Source organism: Bradyrhizobium sp. BWA-3-5 (assembly GCF_032917985.1).
Lineage (GTDB): Bacteria > Pseudomonadota > Alphaproteobacteria > Rhizobiales > Xanthobacteraceae > Bradyrhizobium.
On the sequence record NZ_CP136626.1, the window covers coordinates 4276995 to 4297195 of the forward strand.

Sequence of the window (20201 nt, forward strand, 5' to 3'; positions counted from 1 at the left end):
CGACGGCGTCGCTCGCATTATCGCGCAGAAGCTGACGTCCCAACCAGCTACATCAAGGTGAAATCATAAGCTCGAATCCCGGCTCTTGCCGGCCTACCCTGCCCGCGCTGCGCGGCGCAGCGATTGCGGCGGCTGGCCGAAGGCTCGGATGAAGGCGCGGCGCATCCGCTCCGGATCGCGAAAGCCGGTGGTCTGCGCGACGCGCTCGATTGCCTCACTGGAGGACTGCACGCGCTGCCGCGCTACCTCGATGCGGAGCCGCTCCACCGCCTTGGACGGCGTGGTGCCGGTCTCCGCCATGAAGGCGCGGGTGAAATGCCGCGAGCTCATGCCGGCCTGCTCGGCGAGATCCTCGACCGTCAGCGGCGCGTCGAGATTTTCGCGCGCCCAGGCGAGCAGCGGCCCGAAGCGGCCGTTCGGCGCCTTCAATTCCAGCAGCGAGGAGAATTGCGACTGCCCGCCGCTGCGGCGGTGGTACAGCACGAGTTGCTTGGCGGTGTTCTGCGCGATCTCCTCGCCATAATCTTCCGCGATCATCGCGAGCGAAAGGTCGATGCCGGCCGAAATCCCGGCCGAGGTCCAGACGTCGCCGTCGCGCACGAAGATGCGGTCCGGCTCCAGTCTCACCTGCGGATAAGTCTTCACGAAATGCCGCGTGCGCTGCCAATGCGTGGTGGCGCGGCGGCCGTCGAGCAGGCCGGCTTCCGCCAGCACATAGGCGCCGGAGCAGACGCTGGCGATGCGGATGCCGCGCCGTGCGACCGCGCGCACGAAGCCGAGCGTCTTCTCGCACCTTGCCGCCTCGCGCACGCCCTCACCGCCCGTGACGATCAGCGTCGTGATCGCCGCCGCCGATTTCAATCCTCTCGCCACGATTTCGACGCCCGACGACGAGCGCACCGGGCCCGGCGTGACCGCCAGAACCCTGATCGCTGGCGCGCCGGTGGCATAGCGCGCCGCGATCTCGAAGGCCGAGATCGGCCCGGCCGCATCGAGCAACTGGAAATCCGGAAAGATGAGAACGCCGATCATCGTGCTGATCCTGTGTTGAGCTCCGGCCGGATCTTTGGCCGATGTCCTAAAATGAGGGAAATATGCCGTTTCGGACATGAGGCGACCATGGCAGGATGCGTTCCGTCAAGGCAAATTTTCCGGAGGTCACGATGTCCGCATCGCCAACGCCGACGCCGCTGCAAATCGGTCTCGTGCTGTTCCCGCGCGTCACCCAGCTCGACTTCACCGGGCCGTTGCAGGTGTTCTCCAGCCTGCCCGGCGCCACCGTGCATCTGATCTGGAAGCGCATCGAGCCGGTCACCAGCGATTCCGTGCTGGTGCTGACGCCGACCACGACCTTCGCCGACTGCCCGCAGCTCGACGTCATCTGCGTGCCCGGCGGATTCGGCACGGATGACATGATCAACGACGAGGAGATGCTGGCCTTTCTACGCAGGCAGGCGCCGGCTGCGAAATACATCACTTCGGTCTGCACGGGCTCGCTTGTGCTCGGCGCCGCCGGCCTCCTGAAGGGCTATCGCGCGGCGACGCACTGGACGGCGATGGATTTCCTGAGCGCCTTCGGCGCGATCCCGACCAAGACGCGGGTCTGCGTCGACCGCAACCGCGTCACCGGCGGCGGCGTCACCGCCGGCATTGATTTCGCGCTGACGCTGGTCTCGCTCCTGCGCGACCAGCGGACGGCGGAAGCGATCCAGCTCCGCCTCGAATACAATCCGGCGCCGCCATTCAATTCCGGCTCGCCCGACACCGCGCCGCCGGAAGTGCTGGCCATTATGAGGGAGCGGATCGCGCAGGCGCAGGCCCGCCGCACCGAGATGATCGACCGCGCCGCGGCGCGGCTGGGGTGATACCGAGAGTTCGTTAAACATCGGCACGGAACGTTCGTGTCCCGGACGCGGCACGAAGTGCCGATCCGCAGGGACCTACGGTTCTGCTGGGTCCCGGCTCTGCGGAGCAGCGTTGCACGCGGCACCGTGTCCGGGACATGAAACCGGGACACAAGAAAAAGGCCGCCTGGTTGCCCAAGCGGCCTTTCCTGTCCTACGGCAGTCACACATTAGCGGGCGATTTCAGAACCTCCGCACCAGGGGCCTATCTCCCGGCCGTGTCCTACTCGGTGACCGCTGCAAATCGGGGCAGTCGCGACTGGAGCCCGACACCGACGCGATGGTTTCCCATCTCCGTAAGATGGCTTCATTAAGCCGCGACAGCGCGGAAGGCACAAGAAGGCGGCCGCGGATGTCCCCGCTGATCCCGTTATTCACAGGGATGGTTGTAAGCCGAAGCGCATGCAACGGACGCCGCCACGCCTTCGGCAGCGATGAACCGCAGCAATGACGATTGCGTCAGCTTCCCGGCGTCCAGGCCTGGTAGTCCCCGGTCGCCTGCGGACGGCGGCCGCTGGCCAGCGTCGAACCGGACGGGCGGTAGGCCGCTTGCGTACCGGTCAGGTTCGGCTGATGCGGCTTTTCCCATTCGCGCGGCGTGTAGCTGGTCTCGGTGGGCGGGAGATCGACGACGTGATGCAGCCAGCCATGCCATGACGGCGGCACGCGGCTCGCCTCGGCATAGCCATTATAGATCACCCAGCGCCGCTCGAAGCCGAGCGTCGGATCGATCTTGCGGCCCTTGGTGCGATAGTAGCGGTTGCCCTGCTCGTCCTCGCCGACCAGTTCGCCAAATCGCCAGGTCCACAATTGCGTGCCGAACGTCTGGCCGTTCCACCAGGTGAAAAACTTCAGCAAAAACTGCTTCATGGGACTCGGCCGGTTCGAGAATAACGTGCCGCTCTGATGCCATCCGAGGGCCGGATTGTCCAGACAAAGGCTGATATTCCTGCCTTGCCGCGCGGATTTTGCCCCGCCCGATAGCAGCGCCATGGCCGCGGAATCGGCGCAATCCGTTCATGCCGGATACAGTTCCGATCCGGCAGGCTGAAGGTGGCAGGCAATGAATGTACGGGCCTGGGAACCACCATCCCGCGATGGGGTTAGGCCCCTGTATTCCCGCAAATGGAGCCGACAATGATCAGTCTTAAGGTTTTGAGTACAGCGGCAGCGATAGCGCTTGTCTTGCCGCTCGCCGCACCAAGCTTCAACGCCGCTGAGGCGCAAGGTATGGGCGCCCGCGGCGGCGGTGGCGGCGCAGCTGTCGGTGGTGGTGGTGGCGGTGGTGGCGCGGCTATCGGCGGTGGCGGCGGCAGAGGCGGCGGCGGCGGTGGTGCGGCAATCGGTGCAGGTGGCGGTTTTAGAGGTGGTGGCCCCGCCGTAGCGGCCGGTGGCGGCGCTGGGATCAGAGGCGGTGGAATGGCCGGAGCCCCTGTCGCGTCACCGGGCGTTCGCCCGGGCGCTGGAGGAGGCGTCGTAGCAGGTGGCGGAAATTGGTCTGGCCGCGGCAATTGGTCTGGTGGTGGCTGGCATGGTGGTCGCCATCATCACCATGGCGGGTTCTGGCCGGGCTTCGCGATCGGCGCCGGAATTGGTTCAGCCTACGGCTATTACGGCAATAACTACTATTACGACGACCCCTATTATTACGACGATACGGTGGTCGCCGCGGCGCCTCCGGTCGGTGATGATGCCGTCGCCTACTGCATGCGCCGGTACAAATCCTATGACCCGGCATCGGGAACGTATCTCGGCTATGACGGCCAGCGTCACCCCTGCCCGGCGCAGTAACACAATATCGTGAGTTAGAAGGGCGGCGCATCTCGGTGCGCCGCCCTTTTCATTTTTGGAATCAGGACCGCAGCGCCACCGCGACGCCGCCAAGCGTGATCGTCAGTGCCGCGATCTCGCGCAGGCCGAGCGGCTCACGCAGCATCGCGGCCGCCGCAAGCACGCCGACGACGGGGACCAGCAAGGTTCCGATCGAAGCCGTGGCCGCCGGCAGCCGTTCCAGCGCCGCAAACCAGCAGACGTAACAGAGGCAGAACTGGATCAGCGTCATATTGAGGAGCGCGGCCCAGCCGACCCACGACAGTGCCGCCAGTTGCGGCTGCTCGACCACAAGGCCGACGAGCGCGACCGGCAGGCAGCCGAGCCCGACCTGCCAGGCGGCCAGCGCCAGCGGCGGCATCTTGAGCGGAAAATGTTTGGTCAGCACGGTGCCGAGGCCGACGCCGATCGCGCCCGCCAACGCCAGCGCAACGCCCGGCAGTTTTTCGATTGAGGCCTCGAAACCATTGCCGCCGATCAGCACGACGATGCCGGCCAGCGCTATCATCAGCGAGACGGCGCGAAGCGGCGACAGCCGCTCACCCAGGATCGGCCATGCCAAAAATGCCACCCAGACCGGGATCGATATGCCAAGCACCGCGGCCTCGCCGGCACTAAGCCACAGCAGCGCGAGCCCCATGAATGCAACCCAGCCGCTGATCGACAGCATGGAGACCAGCAGCAGCCGCGACCACATCGGCCGCGGCACGCTCAATTTTTGCTTCCGCACCAGCGCGACGAGCGCCAGCGCCGTGGCACCGGCAACACCGGCCAGGCCCCGCGACGACAAAGGCGGCCATTCGGTCAGTAAAAGTTTCATAAATCGGGAAATTGAGGCCCCACCCCACCGACGTAATCGCAAGCAGGATGAGCCCGAGCGGCGACGGCCGCCCCGTGTCATTGATCGGTGTCATCGCAGGCTTAGATCCGGAACCGGAAATACATTTGTTATCGTTGTTCTCGTTCTGATACAGCGAAACGGAATTGCCCTCGGCAACTTTTATGTGCACTCTATCTTACAGACGACCTGTCGGCGTTTCGACTTAATCGTCACATGGGATGTGCGACCTGTCCGTCCGCCGCCCAAGGAAGGAAGCATCGTGCCGCGCGTTCTCGTGGTCGATGACGACCCGATGGTCTGCGTCGCCATCGAGGTCTGTCTGACGCGCAAGGGTTTCGAGGTCACCGTCGCCGACAGTGGTGAGGCAGGAATGCGCGCGCTCGAAACCGCCGTTTTTGACGTCATGCTGATCGACGTGTTCATGCCGCATATGCGCGGCTTCGAGTCGATCCGGATGTTCCACGAGCGCAAGCCGGACATACCGATCGTCGCCATGTCCGGCTACGCCTTTGCCAATACCGAACGTGCACCGGATTTCCTGCGCATGACCATCGAGCTCGGCGCGGCATGCTGTCTGCGCAAGCCGTTCACGCCCGACGCGCTGTTGACCTCGGTCAATCAATGCATCACCAAACCAGAAGCATCCGCGCGCCACTCGAAATAACGATTTGCAATGCCCTCGCAGCGTATCATTCTCGGAATTGGTCTTGCGATCCTCCTTGTTATCGGCGCTGCCTCGATTGGATTGGACCTCAAGTCTCGGGCCGACTCCGCTACCGTCGACCGCGCGCTCGGAATTCTCAGCAAGCTCTCCGATATGCGCCCGATGCTGCAGCGGGCGGAAAGCGCTGCGCGCGCCTTCGCACTGACCGGAAATCAGGAATTCGCTCGCGAATATCACGAGGCCAGCGACGCCATCCTGCCAGCGCTGGCGCTGCTGATCGACGCCGTCAAGGATAATGCCACCGAAAAGGAGTTGATCGAACAGACCAAGGCGCTGGTGGAGCGTCAGATTGCCGTCAATGGCGAGTTGATCAGGCTACGGAATGCCGGAGACAGCGCCGGTGTCGCAGCGCTCGTCAGCCAGGAAGATCGCGAGGCGACCGCGACGATCGGGGCAAACCTGGCGAAGGCGGTAGCAGAAGAGCGCCGGCTGCTTTTTGCCAGGCGCGCCGAGTCCGAAACCAGCGGGCTAGTCCTGCTGGCGATCGATCTCGCCGGGGTCCTGCTAATCCTGATCCTGGCGACCGTTCTGACGCTGGCGGCCCGCCGTTCTCGCCGGGAACTGCAGGATTCGCTCAGCGCCACCCAGGCAACCAACGAGGCGCTGGAGAAAGCGGTCGCCGAACGCACCGAGCACCTGGTCGCCGCGCATGATGAACTTCGTCTTTCGGCCGCCGTCCTGCGCAGCACCTTTCACAGCATGGCGGAGGCCGTGCTTGTCATCGACACCAAGGGAGAGGTCCTGCTCTCTAATCCGGCGGCCCAAAAGATGCTGCGCTTCCGGCCGGGCATGACGGTCGAACTGCTGCGTTCGCTCAGCACGGTTTTCCAAGCCGACGGGATCACGCCGCTGAAGGTCGAGGACATGCCGGCCTCGCGCGCGCTGCGTGGCGAAACCTTCGATGCCAGCGAAATGGTGGTGCGCCCGGTCAGCGGCAATCCGCCCGTTCATCTCATCATCAGCGGCCGGCCGCTGCGCGACAGCTCGGGCGCGATCAGCGGCGCGGCGCTGGTCTACCATGATGCCACCGCCTCGCGCGAAACCGAGCACAAGCTGCTGCAATCGCAAAAGCTCGACGCGATCGGCAAGCTCACCGGCGGCGTCGCGCATGACTTCAACAACATGCTCACCGTCATCACCGGCACGACCGAGACGCTGGTCGCCGGCCTTGCCCACGAGCCGGAACTACAGAAGACCGCCGAACTGATCGACCAGGCGGCGGAACGCTGCAGCGAGCTGATCCAGCATCTGCTCGCCTTCGCCCGCCGCCAGCCGCTGCAGCCGCGCAATGTCGACATCAACGCCACCGTCGTCGATATTGCAAAACTGCTTCGCCCGACCCTTGGCGAGCAGATCGAGGTCAACTCGATCCTCGAGCAGGAGGTGGCGGTTGCCCATATCGACGCCTCGCAGCTCGCCAACTCCCTGCTCAACATGGCGATCAACGCCCGCGACGCGATGCCGAACGGCGGCAAGCTGCTGCTGGAGACGCGCAACGTCGTGCTCGACGAGGCGTATGCGCAGGCCAACCCGGGCGTGAAGCCCGGCCCCTACGTCATGCTCGCGGTCAGCGACAATGGCGCGGGCATGTCGCAGGAGGTGCTGGACAAGGTGTTCGAGCCGTTCTTCACCACCAAGGAGGTCGGCAAGGGCTCGGGCCTCGGGCTGAGCATGGTCTACGGCTTCGTCAAGCAATCCGGCGGGCATATCCGGATCTATAGCGAGGTCGGCCACGGCACCACGATCAAGCTCTATCTGCCCCCGGCCCGCGGCGAGATCGAGGCTGCCCCGGCCGCGGCCGCGGCGCTGCCACATGGCAACGAGACCATATTGGTGGTGGAAGACGACGCGCTGGTGCGCAACTTCGTCATCGCGCAGTTGCAGAGCCTCGGCTATCGGACGGTCGCTGCCGCCAACGGGCCGGCGGCGATGGCGCTGATCGCCGACGACAAGCCGTTCGACCTCTTGTTCACCGACGTGATCATGCCCGGCGGCATGACCGGCCGGCAACTCGCTGACGAAGCGATCAAGCGCCGCCCCGGCGTCAAGGTGCTGTACACATCAGGCTATACCGATAACGCGATCGTGCACCAGGGCCGGCTCGATGCCGGCGTGCTGCTGCTGACCAAGCCGTACCGCAAGTCACAGCTGGCCAACATGGTCCGCCGCGCGCTGTCCGCGTGAGCACGGCGGCGCCGCGCGTCGTCGTTTTCGATGTCTCCTTGATGTATGGATAAGTGAGTCGTTGAACCACAGGATTCGCGGGAAGAGCCAGGACGGATGGCCGACGTGATCTACAAGCGCCTCTTTTTCGACTGGGCCGGACGATGCGCCTATTGCGACGTTGGCCTGTCCCGGTGCAAGACGGGCGGCAAGATCAAGGCCAGCATCGACCATTTCATCCCACTCTCGAAGGGCGGCCCGAACGGCCGAAGCAACCGCGTGCTGGCCTGCTACCCCTGCAACCTCGCCAAGGGCGACACCGACCCGCGCGAGACCAACCAATGGCCCGAGGTCGAACGCCGGCTCGCCGCCATCGCGGCGTCACCGATGCTCAGTCACGGTAAGCTCAGACAGCTTGTTCCGGAACTGGTGAAGCAGCTTGGGATAGAGGGGTGAGCCGCGGCCCTGGCCGCTGATCATCGCGTTCGCTCGACTTAGACCCGTCTACATCGTATATTATGGCCATGACAAAGCTCCTCGATGAGGCTGTGGAGGCCGTGCGTCGCCTGCCGTCGGCCGAGCAGGATGATATCGCCCGGGCCATTATGCGCCTTGCGGGCTCTGATCTTGCTGGACCGGTGGCGCTTTCTCCGGACGAGCGAGAGGCGATTGCGCGCTCCAAAGCTGCTGCCGAGCGGGGTGAGTTCGCAACTGACGAACAGGTGCGTGCCGTATGGGCCAAACACGGCCTATGAGGTTGCGCTACACACTTCCTGCGCTTACCGACCTTACGTTGATTTTAGACTACCTCGCAGATCGCTCTCCACAAGGAGCCGCGCGCGTTCACGCTCGAATTCGAGCAGTCATCGATCTGCTGCCGCTCTATCCGCTGGCTGGCGCAGCGACAGACGATCCTACCATTCGGCGCATGATCGCGAGACCCTACCCATGTCTCATCTTCTACGAAATAACCGATAATGAGATTGTTATTCACGCTGCGCGACACGGCGCACGCGAACCTCCCGAGGAGATGCGATCGGAGTAAATCTCGATGCAGCCGAACTCAGGAAGAACCTATCCGTCACAGCCTCACAAAGTTGGAAACCAAATCATCGCGGCGAACGAGCGCTAATCCTCAATACACCGTGGCAATTCGAACTCGGGGCCGACCGCCCCCCGCTACTGCGCCCCTGATCCGCCCGCAACGATCTTCTCGTTCAGCTTCTGATCGACGGTGTCGACCGTGCGGTCGATCTCGGCGCTGGGCACGCCGAGCTGGTGCGAGATCAACTTCACGAGCAGATCGACGCGCTCGATGAACGGTGCGCCGGCGGCGACCGCGCGGGCCGCCGAGGACGGCTTGAGCAGGCTTTCCGCCGCCTTGGCGTATTTGCCGAACGGCACCTGGTCGGCCGGATCGGCGCCGAGACGGCGGGCGATGCCGTCGACATGCTCGTAGATCGACTGCGACAGCTTGAGGTCGCCGTGCACGGCGTCGCGGATGGATTGCGGCTCGTGCGGAGTGATGCAGCGGTAATTGCCGGTCAGCAGCATCGACCATTTGGCCAGCGGCACGAACAGAGAGTCGAATACCTTCAGCTTCACCGGCACATCGTGGCCGTCGAGCGTCACCGCGTCGATCGATGCTTCCAGTTCGCGCAGGAGCTTGTTGTGCTTCTCGTTCTCGAAAGCGGCGGCCTTGAAGTTGGTGGGCAGGCCGACATGCAGCACGTTCGCCGCCTCTTCCGGCGGACGGAAGGCCTGCGGATCGGGCGAGCACAGCGACACCAGCCCCGGCTTGAAGCGCTCCCAGACCCGGGCGTTGGTGTAGGCCTCCTCGAGATCCATGTCCGCCAGCGCCGGGATCCGCTTGAGGTACGGCAGCGGCGGCATGTTCATGATCGACAGGCAGGGCAACCCCGCCGCGGCGATCTTGATCATCAGCACGCGGATCGTGTGGTTGGTGTATTGCGGCTCCTGCATCGCCAAGCCGACCAGATCGTAGCGGGCGATGTCGACGTCCTGCGGCGTCACCGCATCGAGCTTGCCCGGCAAATCGCGCGAGAAGATCGCACGGTGCACCGCCTCGTCGCGCAGCTTGATACGGACCTCGGTGCCGTCGCGGTTGATGAGCTCGGCCGTCTTCTTCCGGCACACCAGGGTCACGTTGTGACCGGCCATCAAAAGCTTGGTCCCCAGCAGCGAGCCATAGGAGGCCCCGAGGATCAGAATGTTGTGCGCCATACTCTCTCTTTCACCTATCAAGCCGGGCCGTCAGGCCTGGCACCCATTATACCAGAACTTTCCGCCCCGATGCGTACTGCAAAGCGGGAAGGATTACAATTGGATAGGAGGGCTTCCCCTCTCTCCCTCGTGGCCGGGCTTGTCCCGGGCATGACGATGCGGAGAGATTTCCTTTTATTGGCGCTCACGACCTTGTCGCCAGCACCACCCCCGCCAGCGTGAACACGAGCGCCACGATCTGGACCAGCCCGAGCGGCTCGCCAAGCGCGATCGCCGACGCCACGACGCCGATGACCGGCACGGCCATGGTGCCGATCGCCGCCACTGATGCCGGCAGGCGGGCGAGCGCGGCGAACCAGCTGACATAGGCGATGCAGAACTGGATCACGGTCGAATAGATCAGCAGCCACCAGCCGAGCGTCGTCACCTTCTCGATATGCGTGGTCTCGAAGACGAGGCCGATGATGACGATTGGAAAACATCCCAGCCCGATCTGCCAGGCCGCAGCCGGGATCGGCGGCAGCGGCACCGGCAATTTCTTGGCCAGCACCGTGCCGAGCGCAAAGCCGAATGCGCCGGCGAGCGCCATCACGATGCCCGGCAGCTTTTCCGTCGTGGCCGTGATGCCGTTACCGCCCATGATGGCGGCGAGGCCGGCGAATGCCATCACCAGCGCGACGGTGCGCAAGACGGTCGGCCGCTCGCCGAGCACCGGCCAGGCCAAGAGCGAGGCCCAGACCGGCATGGTGTAGGCGATCAGCGCGGTCTCGCTCGCCGGTAGCCACAAGAGCGCCAGCCCCATCAGCACCATCCACCCCGTGACGTTGAGCAGCGCCGACAGCATCAGCCGCGGCCACAAATGCCGCTCGACCTTCAGACTCTGCGCGCGCGCCAGCGCCAGGGCGGCCAGCAGCGCCGCCCCGATCACCCCGGTCGAGCCCCGCAGGGTCAGCGGCGGCAGTTCGCTCAGCAGGAATTTTGTGACGGGCCAATTGAACCCCCAGCCCACCGAGGTGATGGCGAGGAACATCAGCCCGGCCGGCGCAATCCGCGCCGGCGCGGTCGGTTTTGATTCTGTCATGGAGCCCGGCAAGGGATGGAATCAGGCCCGCACCATGCCGCGTATCCGCAGCAACCGCCACGGACGCGCGGACATGCCAGACCTCCCCTGCCCGTAGCCGTACGTGAGTCTTTGCAAGGCAATCCCTTGGCGCCAAAAAATACCTGCCCTGTGAACAGCGGGCGAAGCCTCCCTCCACAGGGGACGAGCAATTTTTTTGTCTTGGGATTCCTTGTGGACTCACCGATACTTGGCACCATCACAGGCGCGGCACCGACCCCTGTTTTCCCACCCTTTCCACCATATTTAGTATTTGATTCAGGAACTCGTACTAGTCCTTGACGGGCGCAACGGGTTTGGCCTAGCCTTATTGCTGGACGGCGCGAGTTAAGTTCAGGGTCCCGCCGGTCACTCCCAAACGGGTTCCGAACGAGCACTCCGTCAGCCGGTTGAGGCACGGATCGAGGGCTTGTCTGCCCAAATTCGGGGGTGATCCAGAGCCCTAAAAAACGGGCCGAACGGCTCAGGCGACGGGTTGCGGCGTTGAGTTGGAGCGTGGAGCGGAAAGCCGGCTTGGGTAGGCGGCGATCCGGACAGGCTCAGGAAGAAGGGATGGGGCTGGCCCCGCGATCAGCGGGACGGGCCCTTGGGGTGGCGAAAGCAGAAACAGGGCCGGGTCCACCGGTTGAACTTGCGGATCAAGGCACCGAGGCATCAGCTTCGGGGCGGGAGGTTCGCTCACTGAAACATCCGGCAACCGCAACAAAGCGGACCGGCAAAGAACTACGGGGCACTAAAAATGCGAATTGAGCGGCGCAACACCACTTCCGGCCAGTCTCCCTATGCGGAGATCGGCTTTCGGCTGACCACCTCGGAGATCCGCAACCCCGACGGCTCGATCGTGTTCCGCCTCGAGAATGTCGAAGTGCCCGAGTTCTGGTCGCAGGTCGCCTCCGACGTTCTCGCCCAGAAGTATTTCCGCAAGGCCGGCGTCGCCGCGCGCCTGAAGAAGGTCGAGGAAGAGAGCGTGCCGTCGTTCCTGTGGCGTTCGGTGCCCGACACCGAGGCGCTCGCGCAGCTTCCCGAATCCGAGCGCTATGTCGGCGAGATCTCAGCCAAGCAGGTGTTCGACCGGCTGGCCGGCTGCTGGACCTATTGGGGCTGGAAGGGCAAGTACTTCTCCAGCGATGAGGACGCGCAGGCGTTCTATGACGAGCTGCGCTATCAGCTCGCCAAGCAGATGGTCGCGCCGAACTCACCGCAGTGGTTCAACACCGGCCTGCACTGGGCCTACGGCATCGACGGCCCCGGCCAGGGCCACCACTACGTCGATCCCTTCACCGGCAAGCTGACGAAGTCGAAATCGGCCTATGAGCATCCGCAGCCGCACGCCTGCTTCATCCAGGGCGTCGGTGACGACCTCGTCAACGAGGGCGGCATCATGGACCTCTGGGTGCGCGAGGCGCGCCTGTTCAAGTACGGCTCCGGCACCGGCTCCAATTTTTCGCGTTTGCGCGGCGAAGGCGAGCGCCTGTCCGGCGGCGGCCGCTCGTCCGGCCTGATGAGCTTCCTCAAGATCGGCGACCGCGCGGCGGGCGCGATCAAGAGCGGCGGCACCACGCGCCGCGCGGCCAAGATGGTCGTGGTCGACGCCGATCACCCCGACATCGAGACCTATATCGACTGGAAGGTGAAGGAGGAGCAGAAGGTCGCTGCGCTCGTCACCGGCTCCAAGATCAACCAGAAGCACCTCAAGGCCGTGCTGAAGGCCTGCGTGAACTGCGAAGGCAGTGGCGACGACTGCTTCGACCCCGAGAAGAACCCGGCACTCCGCCGCGAGATCAAGCTCGCGCGCCGCGCGCTGGTGCCCGACAACTACATCAAGCGGGTGATCCAGTTCGCCAAGCAAGGCTACAAGGAGATCGACTTTCCGATCTACGACACCGACTGGGATTCAGAAGCGTACCTCACCGTATCCGGCCAGAACTCCAACAACTCGGTCTCGCTGAAGGACGACTTTTTGCGCGCCGTCGAGACCGATGGCGACTGGAATCTGATCGGCCGCACCAACAAGAAAATTACAAAAACGCTGAAGGCCCGCGAGCTCTGGGAGAAGATCGGCCACGCCGCCTGGGCCTCGGCCGATCCCGGCCTGCACTTCAACACCACCATGAACGACTGGCACACCTGCAAGGCGTCCGGCGACATCCGCGCGTCGAACCCGTGCTCGGAATACATGTTCCTGGACGACACGGCGTGCAACCTGGCCTCGGCCAATCTGCTCACCTTCTACAACACGACCACCAAGCGGTTCGACGTCGAGTCCTACGAGCACCTCTGCCGGCTCTGGACCATCGTGCTGGAAATCTCCGTCATGATGGCGCAGTTCCCGTCGAAGGCGATCGCCGAGCTCTCCTACGAGTTCCGCACGCTCGGCCTCGGCTTCGCCAACATCGGCGGCCTGCTCATGACCATGGGCCTGCCCTACGACTCCAAGGAAGGCCGTTCGCTGTGCGGCGCGCTGACGGCGATCATGACCGGCATCGCCTACAAGACCTCGGCCGAGATGGCGGCCGAGCTCGGCACCTTCCCCGGCTACAAGAAGAACGCCCAGCACATGCTGCGCGTGATCCGCAACCACCGCCGCGCCGCGCACGGCAACGCCTCGGGCTATGAGGCGCTCGCCGTCAACCCGGTGCCGCTCGACCACGCCGCCTGCCCGCAAGCCGACCTGATCGCGCATGCGACGAAGGCCTGGGACGACGCGCTGTCGCTCGGCGAGACCAACGGCTACCGCAACGCGCAGACGACCGTCGTGGCGCCGACCGGCACCATCGGCCTCGTGATGGATTGCGACACTACCGGCATCGAGCCTGACTTTGCGCTGGTGAAGTTCAAGAAGCTCGCTGGCGGCGGCTACTTCAAGATCATCAACCAGGCGGTGCCTGCGGCGCTGCGCGCGCTCGGTTACGGCGAGGCTGATATCGCGGAGATCGAGGCCTACGCCGTCGGCCACGGCTCGCTCTCCAACGCCCCCGGCATCAACGCCACCACCTTGAAGGCAAAAGGCTTCACCGACGAAGCCCTGGCCAAGGTGGAAAAGGCGCTGCCGACCGCCTTCGACATCAAGTTCGCCTTCAACAAGTGGACCTTTGGCGAAGAGTTTTTGCGCGAGAGCCTAGGCCTGCCGGCGGAAGTGATCGCGGCCCCCGGCTTCGACCTGCTCACCGCCGTCGGCTTCACCAAGCGCGAGATCGAGGCGGCCAACGTGCACATCTGCGGCGCAATGACGGTCGAAGGCGCACCGCATCTGAAGGCCGAGCACTATCCCGTGTTCGACTGCGCCAATCCCTGCGGCAAGATCGGCAAGCGCTATCTGTCGGTTGAGAGCCACATCCGCATGATGGCGGCCTCGCAGCCGTTCATCTCGGGCGCGATCTCCAAGACCATCAACATGCCGAACGACGCTACGGTGGAAGACTGCAAGTCGGCGTATCTGCTCTCCTGGAAGCTCGCGCTGAAGGCCAACGCGCTCTACCGCGACGGCTCGAAGCTGAGCCAGCCGCTCAACTCGCAGCTCATCTCGGATGATGACGACGAGGACGATGCGATCGAGGCGCTCTACGACAAGCCGATGGCGGCACGCACCGCGCAGGTCTCGGAAAAGATCGTCGAGAAGCTGGTCGAGCGCATCGTGGTAATGCGCGAGCGCGAGAAGATGCCGGATCGCCGCAAGGGCTACACCCAGAAGGCTGTTGTCGGCGGCCACAAGGTGTATCTGCGTACCGGCGAATACGACGACGGCCGTCTCGGCGAGATCTTCATCGACATGCACAAGGAAGGCGCGGCGCTGCGCTCCTTCATCAACAACTTTGCGATCGCCGTCTCGCTCGGCCTGCAATACGGCGTGCCGCTGGAGGAATATGTCGACGCCTTCACTTTCACCCGCTTCGAGCCGGCAGGTCCCGTGCAGGGCAACGACTCGATCAAGTACGCGACCTCGATCCTCGACTATGTCTTCCGCGAGCTCGCGGTCAGCTACATGTCGCGCTTCGATCTCGCCCATGTCGACCCAACCGAGTCGAATTTCGACGCGCTCGGCAAGGGCGTCGAGGAAGGCAAGGAGCCGGGCGACGGCCACCACGCCACCAAGTATCTGTCCAAGGGCCTGACCCGCTCGCGCACGGATAATCTGGTGGTGATGCGCGGCGGCGGCGACGACGCCCGCGGCACCCACAACGTCACCGCCATCGCCAGCCACGGCGCCAGCGCCCGCCTCACGGATGCCCACGAAGGCGCGGCAGCCCTGAAGCAGGAAGCCAGCCACGACCTCTCCCCGACCGAACGGCTGGACGCCCTGAAATGGAGCAAGGCCGGCAGCGCGGCCGTGGCGGTCGCGCCGTCCAAGGCGGAGCGCCGGGCCGAAGCCAAGGCCATGGGCTACGAAGGCGAGATGTGCTCGGAGTGCGGCAACTTCACGCTGGTGCGGAACGGGACCTGCATGAAGTGCGATACGTGCGGCAGCACGACGGGGTGTTCGTGAGGCTCATGTGCACCGCGATAAATAACTATCGGATGGGAATGCCCGGTTAGACCGGGCATTCTCTTGTGATGAACTCAATGTTTCATCCCCCTCAAAAACCGGTCCTCTATTGCGCCTATCGACTGGAGGTTGAGCATTCGACTGCAACAGGCGAAGGGAGTATGGTCGTCACCCAGATCGGCTATGAGTTGCTCGCTGATGCGGACATGTTAGCAAAGATCGACGTTTGCGACCTGGTCGCACTTCCTGGGTATCCCGACTTCTATGATAGAAATGGGAATCGACCCATTATGAGAATGGGCACGATCGCCAGCGACCCGGAGAGCGATTATTGTGACCTCGGAATGAGACCTGCGCGGCGCATCGCTTATGAAGCGTTTTCCTCTGCAGGATCATCAGGTAGTCCTGTATTTGCGCTTGCGAAGGGGATGCGGACAGGCGCAGGCCTATCAGGCGGGTACTTTCGGGACTTTTGTTTGCTCGGCGTCAACGCAGGCCATCTGCGCGGACGAGACGAAATGGACCCGAGTCATGCGGGGATCTCATACTGCTATAAGTCGACCTGCATCGTCGAAGCAATAAAAGATGCGGAGCACGGAGCAGGACAGATAATAAGCGAGCAGAGCAAGTAGCAAGTATAGGGCGGATTAGCCGAAGGCGTAATCCGCCGCTCCAAGTACCAAGTCGGCGGGTTACGCTTCGCTAACCCACCCCACTCCGTAGCCCCAGCCTTGTTCTCCATCCGACTCCATTTTGTTCGCAAGGAACGAATCGGAATCGTAAAAATCAGCGCGGGCCAATCCTTAACAAGGCGTTTGCCGGATAGCGGGAAAGAGTGGACATTCGTCGTTGCGAGCCCGTGCGAATCGGCCGAGTCTCCGACGACGTGGGGTGATTCGTGCTGGCTGAAGCGACCGATCAATATCTGGAAAGCCTGAATCCGGAACAGCGCCGGGCTGTCGAGCATGGCATCGGCCCCGATGGAACCATCGGCGCGCCACTGCTGGTCATTGCCGGCGCGGGATCTGGCAAGACCAACACGCTCGCGCACCGCGTGGCCCACCTCATCATCAGAGGTGCCGATCCGCGCCGCATGCTGCTGATGACGTTTTCGCGCCGTGCCGCCGCCGAGATGACGCAGCGTGTCGAACGCATCGCGCGCCGCGTGCTTGGCGACAAGGCCGGCATCATGACGGAGGCCTTGAGCTGGGCAGGAACCTTTCACGGCATCGGGGCGCGGCTGCTGCGCGAATATTCTGAGGCGATCGGATTCGATCCGGCCTTCACCATCCATGATCGGGAGGATTCGGCAGACCTACTCAACCTGGTGCGCCACGAACTCGGATTTTCGAAGACCGAGTCACGCTTTCCCACCAAGGGCACCTGCCTTGGAATCTATTCCCGCTGCGTCAACGCGCAGCTGCCGATCGAGACGGTGCTGGGACAGCACTATCCCTGGTGTTCGGGATGGGCGGATCAGCTCAAGCAACTGTTCGCGGCTTACGTCGAGGCCAAGCAGAAGCAGAACGTGCTCGACTATGACGACCTGCTGCTCTGGTGGTCGCAGATGGTGACCGAGCCTGCCATCGCGCAGGAGATCGGCGACCGGTTCGATCATGTCATGGTCGACGAGTATCAGGACACAAACAAGCTGCAGGCGGCGATCCTGCTGGCGCTCAAGCCTGACGGCCGCGGCCTCACCGTGGTCGGCGACGACGCGCAATCGATCTATTCGTTTCGCGCTGCCACTATCAGGAACATTCTGGATTTCCCTGACCATTTCAGCCCACGGGCCGAGATCGTCACGCTCGACCGCAACTATCGCTCGACGCAGCCAGTTCTGGCCGCCGCCAATGGCGTCATCGGGTTGGCCAGGGAACGCTTCACCAAGAACCTCTGGACCGAGCGCCATTCGGCCCGGCCGCCGCGCCTCGTTACGGTGCGCGATGAAGCCGACCAGGCGTGCTACATCGTCGAGCAGGTGCTGGCGAACCGCGAGGAAGGATCGCGGCTCAAGGAGCAGGCTGTTCTGTTCCGAACGTCGTCGCACAGCGGCCCGTTGGAGGTCGAGCTGACGCGGCGCAATATCCCCTTCGTCAAGTTCGGCGGCCTGAAGTTTCTGGACGCGGCCCACGTCAAGGACGTGCTGGCGCTGCTCAAGTTCGTCGAGAATCCGCGCGACCGCGTCGCTGGATTCCGCGTGCTGCATCTGTTGCCCGGCATCGGTCCCGCGTCGGCGCAGCGTATTCTCGATCAAGTCACCGTCGCAGCCAATCCGATCTCCGCGCTTACGGCGCTGCCGACGCCGCCGCGCGCCGGGCAGGATTGGACCGCCTTCGTCGAAACGCTCGGCAATATCAGATATTCGGAATGGCCTGTTGACATCGAACGCATCAGGCTTTGGTACACGCCGCATCTGGAGCGCATCCACGAGGATGCCGAGGTGCGGCTCGCTGACCTCTTGCAGCTCGAGCAGATCGCCTCAGGCTATCCGTCCCGCGAACGCTTCCTGACCGAGCTGACGCTCGATCCGCCTGATGCGACCAGCGACCGCTCGGGGCCGCCGCTGCGCGACGAAGACTATCTGATCCTCTCCACCATCCACTCGGCCAAAGGACAGGAATGGAAGTCGGTCTACGCGCTGAACGTCGTCGACGGCTGCATGCCGTCCGATCTCGGCGCCGGCACCACGGCCGAGCTGGAAGAAGAGAGACGCCTTCTGTATGTGGCAATGACGCGCGCCAAAGACGATCTGCACCTGATCGTGCCGCAGCGCTTCTTCGTGCACGGCCAGCAGGCCCGCGGCGACCGCCATGTCTACGCGTCGCGAACGCGGTTCATTCCGGACCATCTGGTAAAACTGTTCGATCGGCAGGTATGGCCGGTGGCCGCCCCGGCGGCACGCGCGACGCCAAATCAAACGGTGCAGATGGATATTCGTGAGCGCATGCGCGGCATGTGGCGTTAGCAGGTAACCCCGAACAGCGCTGCGACATCCGAGACCCTTCTAACACCGCCCCGGACAGCAATATGGCCTGGAGTGCCAAAGCCGTATTGCGCAGCAAACGTCGGGCGGATTAGCCGAAGGCGTAATCCGCCGTTCTCCCGAACCGGCGGGTTACGCTTCTCTAATCCCCTACTCGCCATAGCTATAGCCACCCCACTGGCCTGTCCGCAGATTGCAGTTTTTTCCCGCGGCGCAGGAACGATCGATTGCCTCGGGAATCGAATCCCCACCTCCGGCAACAAGAGCCCCAAGCCCCCCAGCCGGTGGAAAACCTGCTTAGGTTGGCGGTCCTGGCGCGATAGCGCCGGGGCCGCTTAAGGATTCGCTGGATCGTGGCATGGCCCTGCACTTTAGCCGCGTTGCGCCCGCGACAGAGGAGCTCGAGATATGGAGCGCGAGTGAGCGCGGCTTCTCGTTTGTAATAAGTAACGAGAGCATCAGCGGTCCCGGACTTCACGGCCGGCCTGGCTTTGTAGCTTCGTGGCGCTCCATTCATTTTAACAGTCCGGCCATCAGGATAGGTGGATCACCCTTTCAGACGTTTGCCGAAGCCGAGAAGGCCTGTGAGACCATACTGGCGCACCTTTTCAAGTAGTTTCGAGGTATCGCTTGCCTCTGCACGCCTGCCCGCCTCTAGCTCAGAGGCGAACTCGCACTCCCGAGGAACGATTCCGGACTGACGATGTAGGAATGAGGTGACGTCTATAGACGCCACTGCGGCTCCAGCTCTTTGCGCCGTCTCTCGACTCCCGGAGCTGGAGCCCGCGTGCGACCCGTCGCCTCCTCGCTGGTCGGCACAACGGAAGTTCAGCGCGCTTCGGCGAGAAGAATACGGATACCCCCCTTTTGCATCCGCATCGGCGACAAGATCGATCTCTCCCGGACTGAACAACAGTCCAAGCCCCCATCGAAACTTCTTCTTGAACATTGTTCATTTTCGAGCTACTCGTACTTGAGCAACGCTCAAGATTGGGAGCTCACGATGCAACCCGCCCCAGGTGTGGACGTATCAATCCGCCAGGCCCACCCCATGGACCCATGGATCAAGCACGCTCCGACGATCATCACCGTCGGCATGATCGTGATCCTGGCGCTGCACGGACGCATTGCACAGCCGGCGCATTATCACGACTTCGCCGACCAGTCGGTCGCATCAGGCATCCCCCACGCAGCCGATGTGTTGTCCAACGTTGGCTTCGCACTGGTCGCGATCTGGGGCTGGCTGACATTGCGGCCGCGGCGCGCCAGCGCGCAGTTGCGCGGGGGATGGCCCGGCTACAGGCTTTTCCTGATCGGACTGTTGCTGACTGCTTTCGGGTCCGCGTTCTATCATCTCGCCCCCGACAATTTCAGCCTGATCTGGGACAGGCTGCCGATCGCGGTGGTTTGCGCCGGCCTGCTCGCCGGCGTGCGCGGCGACATTCACGGCGGATCGCAAAACAAAATCGACGTGATCGTTCTCGCCTTCTGCGCCATAGCCAGCGTCGCATGGTGGGTCATCACGGACAGGAATGGCGCGGGCGACCTGCGGCCATATCTGTTGTTGCAGGGGCTCGCGCTCATCCTCATCCCGCTATGGCAGGCGATTTACCGCTCCCCGCGCGCCGATCGCATCGCCTTCGCTAGCGCGATGGGGCTGTACATTCTGGCCAAGGTCGCCGAGCTGCTCGACCACGAGATCGCGGCCGCTTTCGGCTTCGTCACCGGACACACGCTGAAGCATCTGATCGCGACGGCCGCTACGGCTGCCGTCGTCTGGGGATTGACCCGGCGATTTTCGCGCGCCCCGGTGGCCAACCCGCCCTGCCCGCTGGCCGGGTGACTTGTCGTCCTCCGGCCAGGTCGCCATGGCTTTCGTACCGATGACCGCGCGCGCTATCCCGTC

Annotated in this window: 17 protein-coding genes; 12 read left to right on the top strand and 5 right to left on the bottom strand. The window is 63.7% G+C overall.

Annotation, left to right across the window (positions count from 1 at the left end):
- Positions 1-93: 93 nt before the first annotated feature.
- Positions 94-1032, bottom strand: coding sequence for a GlxA family transcriptional regulator (locus RX331_RS20665; RefSeq protein ID WP_317251759.1), 939 nt, complete (start codon positions 1030-1032; stop codon positions 94-96).
- A 131-nt stretch (positions 1033-1163) separates the two neighbouring features.
- Here RX331_RS20665 and RX331_RS20670 point away from each other — a divergent pair, with 131 nt between their 5' ends.
- Positions 1164-1865 (top strand): DJ-1/PfpI family protein, encoded by a 702-nt coding sequence (locus RX331_RS20670; protein WP_317251760.1) that lies wholly within the window; start codon positions 1164-1166, stop codon positions 1863-1865.
- Between the two features lie 498 nt (positions 1866-2363).
- On the opposite strand, the gene RX331_RS20675 is transcribed toward RX331_RS20670, so the two are convergent.
- On the bottom strand, positions 2364-2774 hold the full coding sequence (locus RX331_RS20675; RefSeq protein WP_317251761.1) for an NADH:ubiquinone oxidoreductase subunit NDUFA12: 411 nt from the start codon (positions 2772-2774) through the stop codon (positions 2364-2366).
- 379 nt (positions 2775-3153) lie between these two features.
- On the opposite strand from RX331_RS20675, the gene RX331_RS38860 reads away from it, so the two are divergent.
- Positions 3154-3288, top strand: a complete 135-nt coding sequence (locus RX331_RS38860) for a hypothetical protein (RefSeq protein WP_410707915.1) — start codon at positions 3154-3156, stop codon at positions 3286-3288.
- Between the two features lie 35 nt (positions 3289-3323).
- Positions 3324-3695, top strand: a complete 372-nt coding sequence (locus RX331_RS38865) for a BA14K family protein (protein ID WP_410707917.1) — start codon at positions 3324-3326, stop codon at positions 3693-3695.
- A 61-nt stretch (positions 3696-3756) separates the two neighbouring features.
- Here RX331_RS38865 and RX331_RS20685 read toward each other — a convergent pair whose 3' ends face one another.
- Positions 3757-4554, bottom strand: coding sequence for a DMT family transporter (locus RX331_RS20685; RefSeq protein WP_317251763.1), 798 nt, complete (start codon positions 4552-4554; stop codon positions 3757-3759).
- A 280-nt stretch (positions 4555-4834) separates the two neighbouring features.
- Here RX331_RS20685 and RX331_RS20690 point away from each other — a divergent pair, with 280 nt between their 5' ends.
- From RX331_RS20690 to RX331_RS20710, 5 genes are all read left to right on the top strand, one after another.
- Positions 4835-5239 (top strand): response regulator, encoded by a 405-nt coding sequence (locus RX331_RS20690; RefSeq protein WP_317251764.1) that lies wholly within the window; start codon positions 4835-4837, stop codon positions 5237-5239.
- A gap of 9 nt (positions 5240-5248) precedes the next feature.
- On the top strand, positions 5249-7483 hold the full coding sequence (locus RX331_RS20695; RefSeq protein ID WP_317251765.1) for a CHASE3 domain-containing protein: 2235 nt from the start codon (positions 5249-5251) through the stop codon (positions 7481-7483).
- Positions 7484-7579: 96 nt separating this feature from the next.
- A complete protein-coding gene (locus RX331_RS20700) occupies positions 7580-7918 on the top strand; it encodes an HNH endonuclease signature motif containing protein (protein ID WP_317251766.1) in 339 nt (112 codons plus the stop codon).
- A gap of 68 nt (positions 7919-7986) precedes the next feature.
- Entirely contained in the window at positions 7987-8217 is a 231-nt protein-coding gene (locus tag RX331_RS20705; protein ID WP_317251767.1) for a hypothetical protein, read from the top strand.
- Positions 8214-8507, top strand: a complete 294-nt coding sequence (locus RX331_RS20710) for a type II toxin-antitoxin system RelE/ParE family toxin (RefSeq protein WP_317251768.1) — start codon at positions 8214-8216, stop codon at positions 8505-8507. Before RX331_RS20705 ends, RX331_RS20710 begins: the two co-directional genes overlap by 4 nt.
- A 134-nt stretch (positions 8508-8641) precedes the next feature.
- Here RX331_RS20710 and RX331_RS20715 read toward each other — a convergent pair whose 3' ends face one another.
- Positions 8642-9706, bottom strand: a complete 1065-nt coding sequence (locus RX331_RS20715; protein ID WP_317251769.1) for a ketopantoate reductase family protein — start codon at positions 9704-9706, stop codon at positions 8642-8644.
- 184 nt (positions 9707-9890) lie between these two features.
- Positions 9891-10787: a DMT family transporter gene (locus RX331_RS20720; RefSeq protein WP_317251770.1), complete on the bottom strand. Its 897-nt coding sequence runs from the start codon at positions 10785-10787 to the stop codon at positions 9891-9893.
- Between the two features lie 778 nt (positions 10788-11565).
- Between RX331_RS20720 and RX331_RS20725 the strand changes: the two genes are divergently transcribed.
- From RX331_RS20725 to RX331_RS20740, 4 genes are all read left to right on the top strand, one after another.
- Positions 11566-15309, top strand: coding sequence for a vitamin B12-dependent ribonucleotide reductase (locus RX331_RS20725; RefSeq protein ID WP_317251771.1), 3744 nt, complete (start codon positions 11566-11568; stop codon positions 15307-15309).
- A gap of 77 nt (positions 15310-15386) precedes the next feature.
- Entirely contained in the window at positions 15387-15941 is a 555-nt protein-coding gene (locus RX331_RS20730) for a hypothetical protein (protein ID WP_317251772.1), read from the top strand.
- A 266-nt stretch (positions 15942-16207) separates the two neighbouring features.
- Positions 16208-18277 (top strand): ATP-dependent helicase, encoded by a 2070-nt coding sequence (locus tag RX331_RS20735; RefSeq protein WP_317251773.1) that lies wholly within the window; start codon positions 16208-16210, stop codon positions 18275-18277.
- 805 nt (positions 18278-19082) lie between these two features.
- Positions 19083-20138, top strand: coding sequence for a hypothetical protein (locus tag RX331_RS20740; RefSeq protein ID WP_317251774.1), 1056 nt, complete (start codon positions 19083-19085; stop codon positions 20136-20138).
- The last annotated feature ends 63 nt before the right edge of the window (positions 20139-20201 follow it).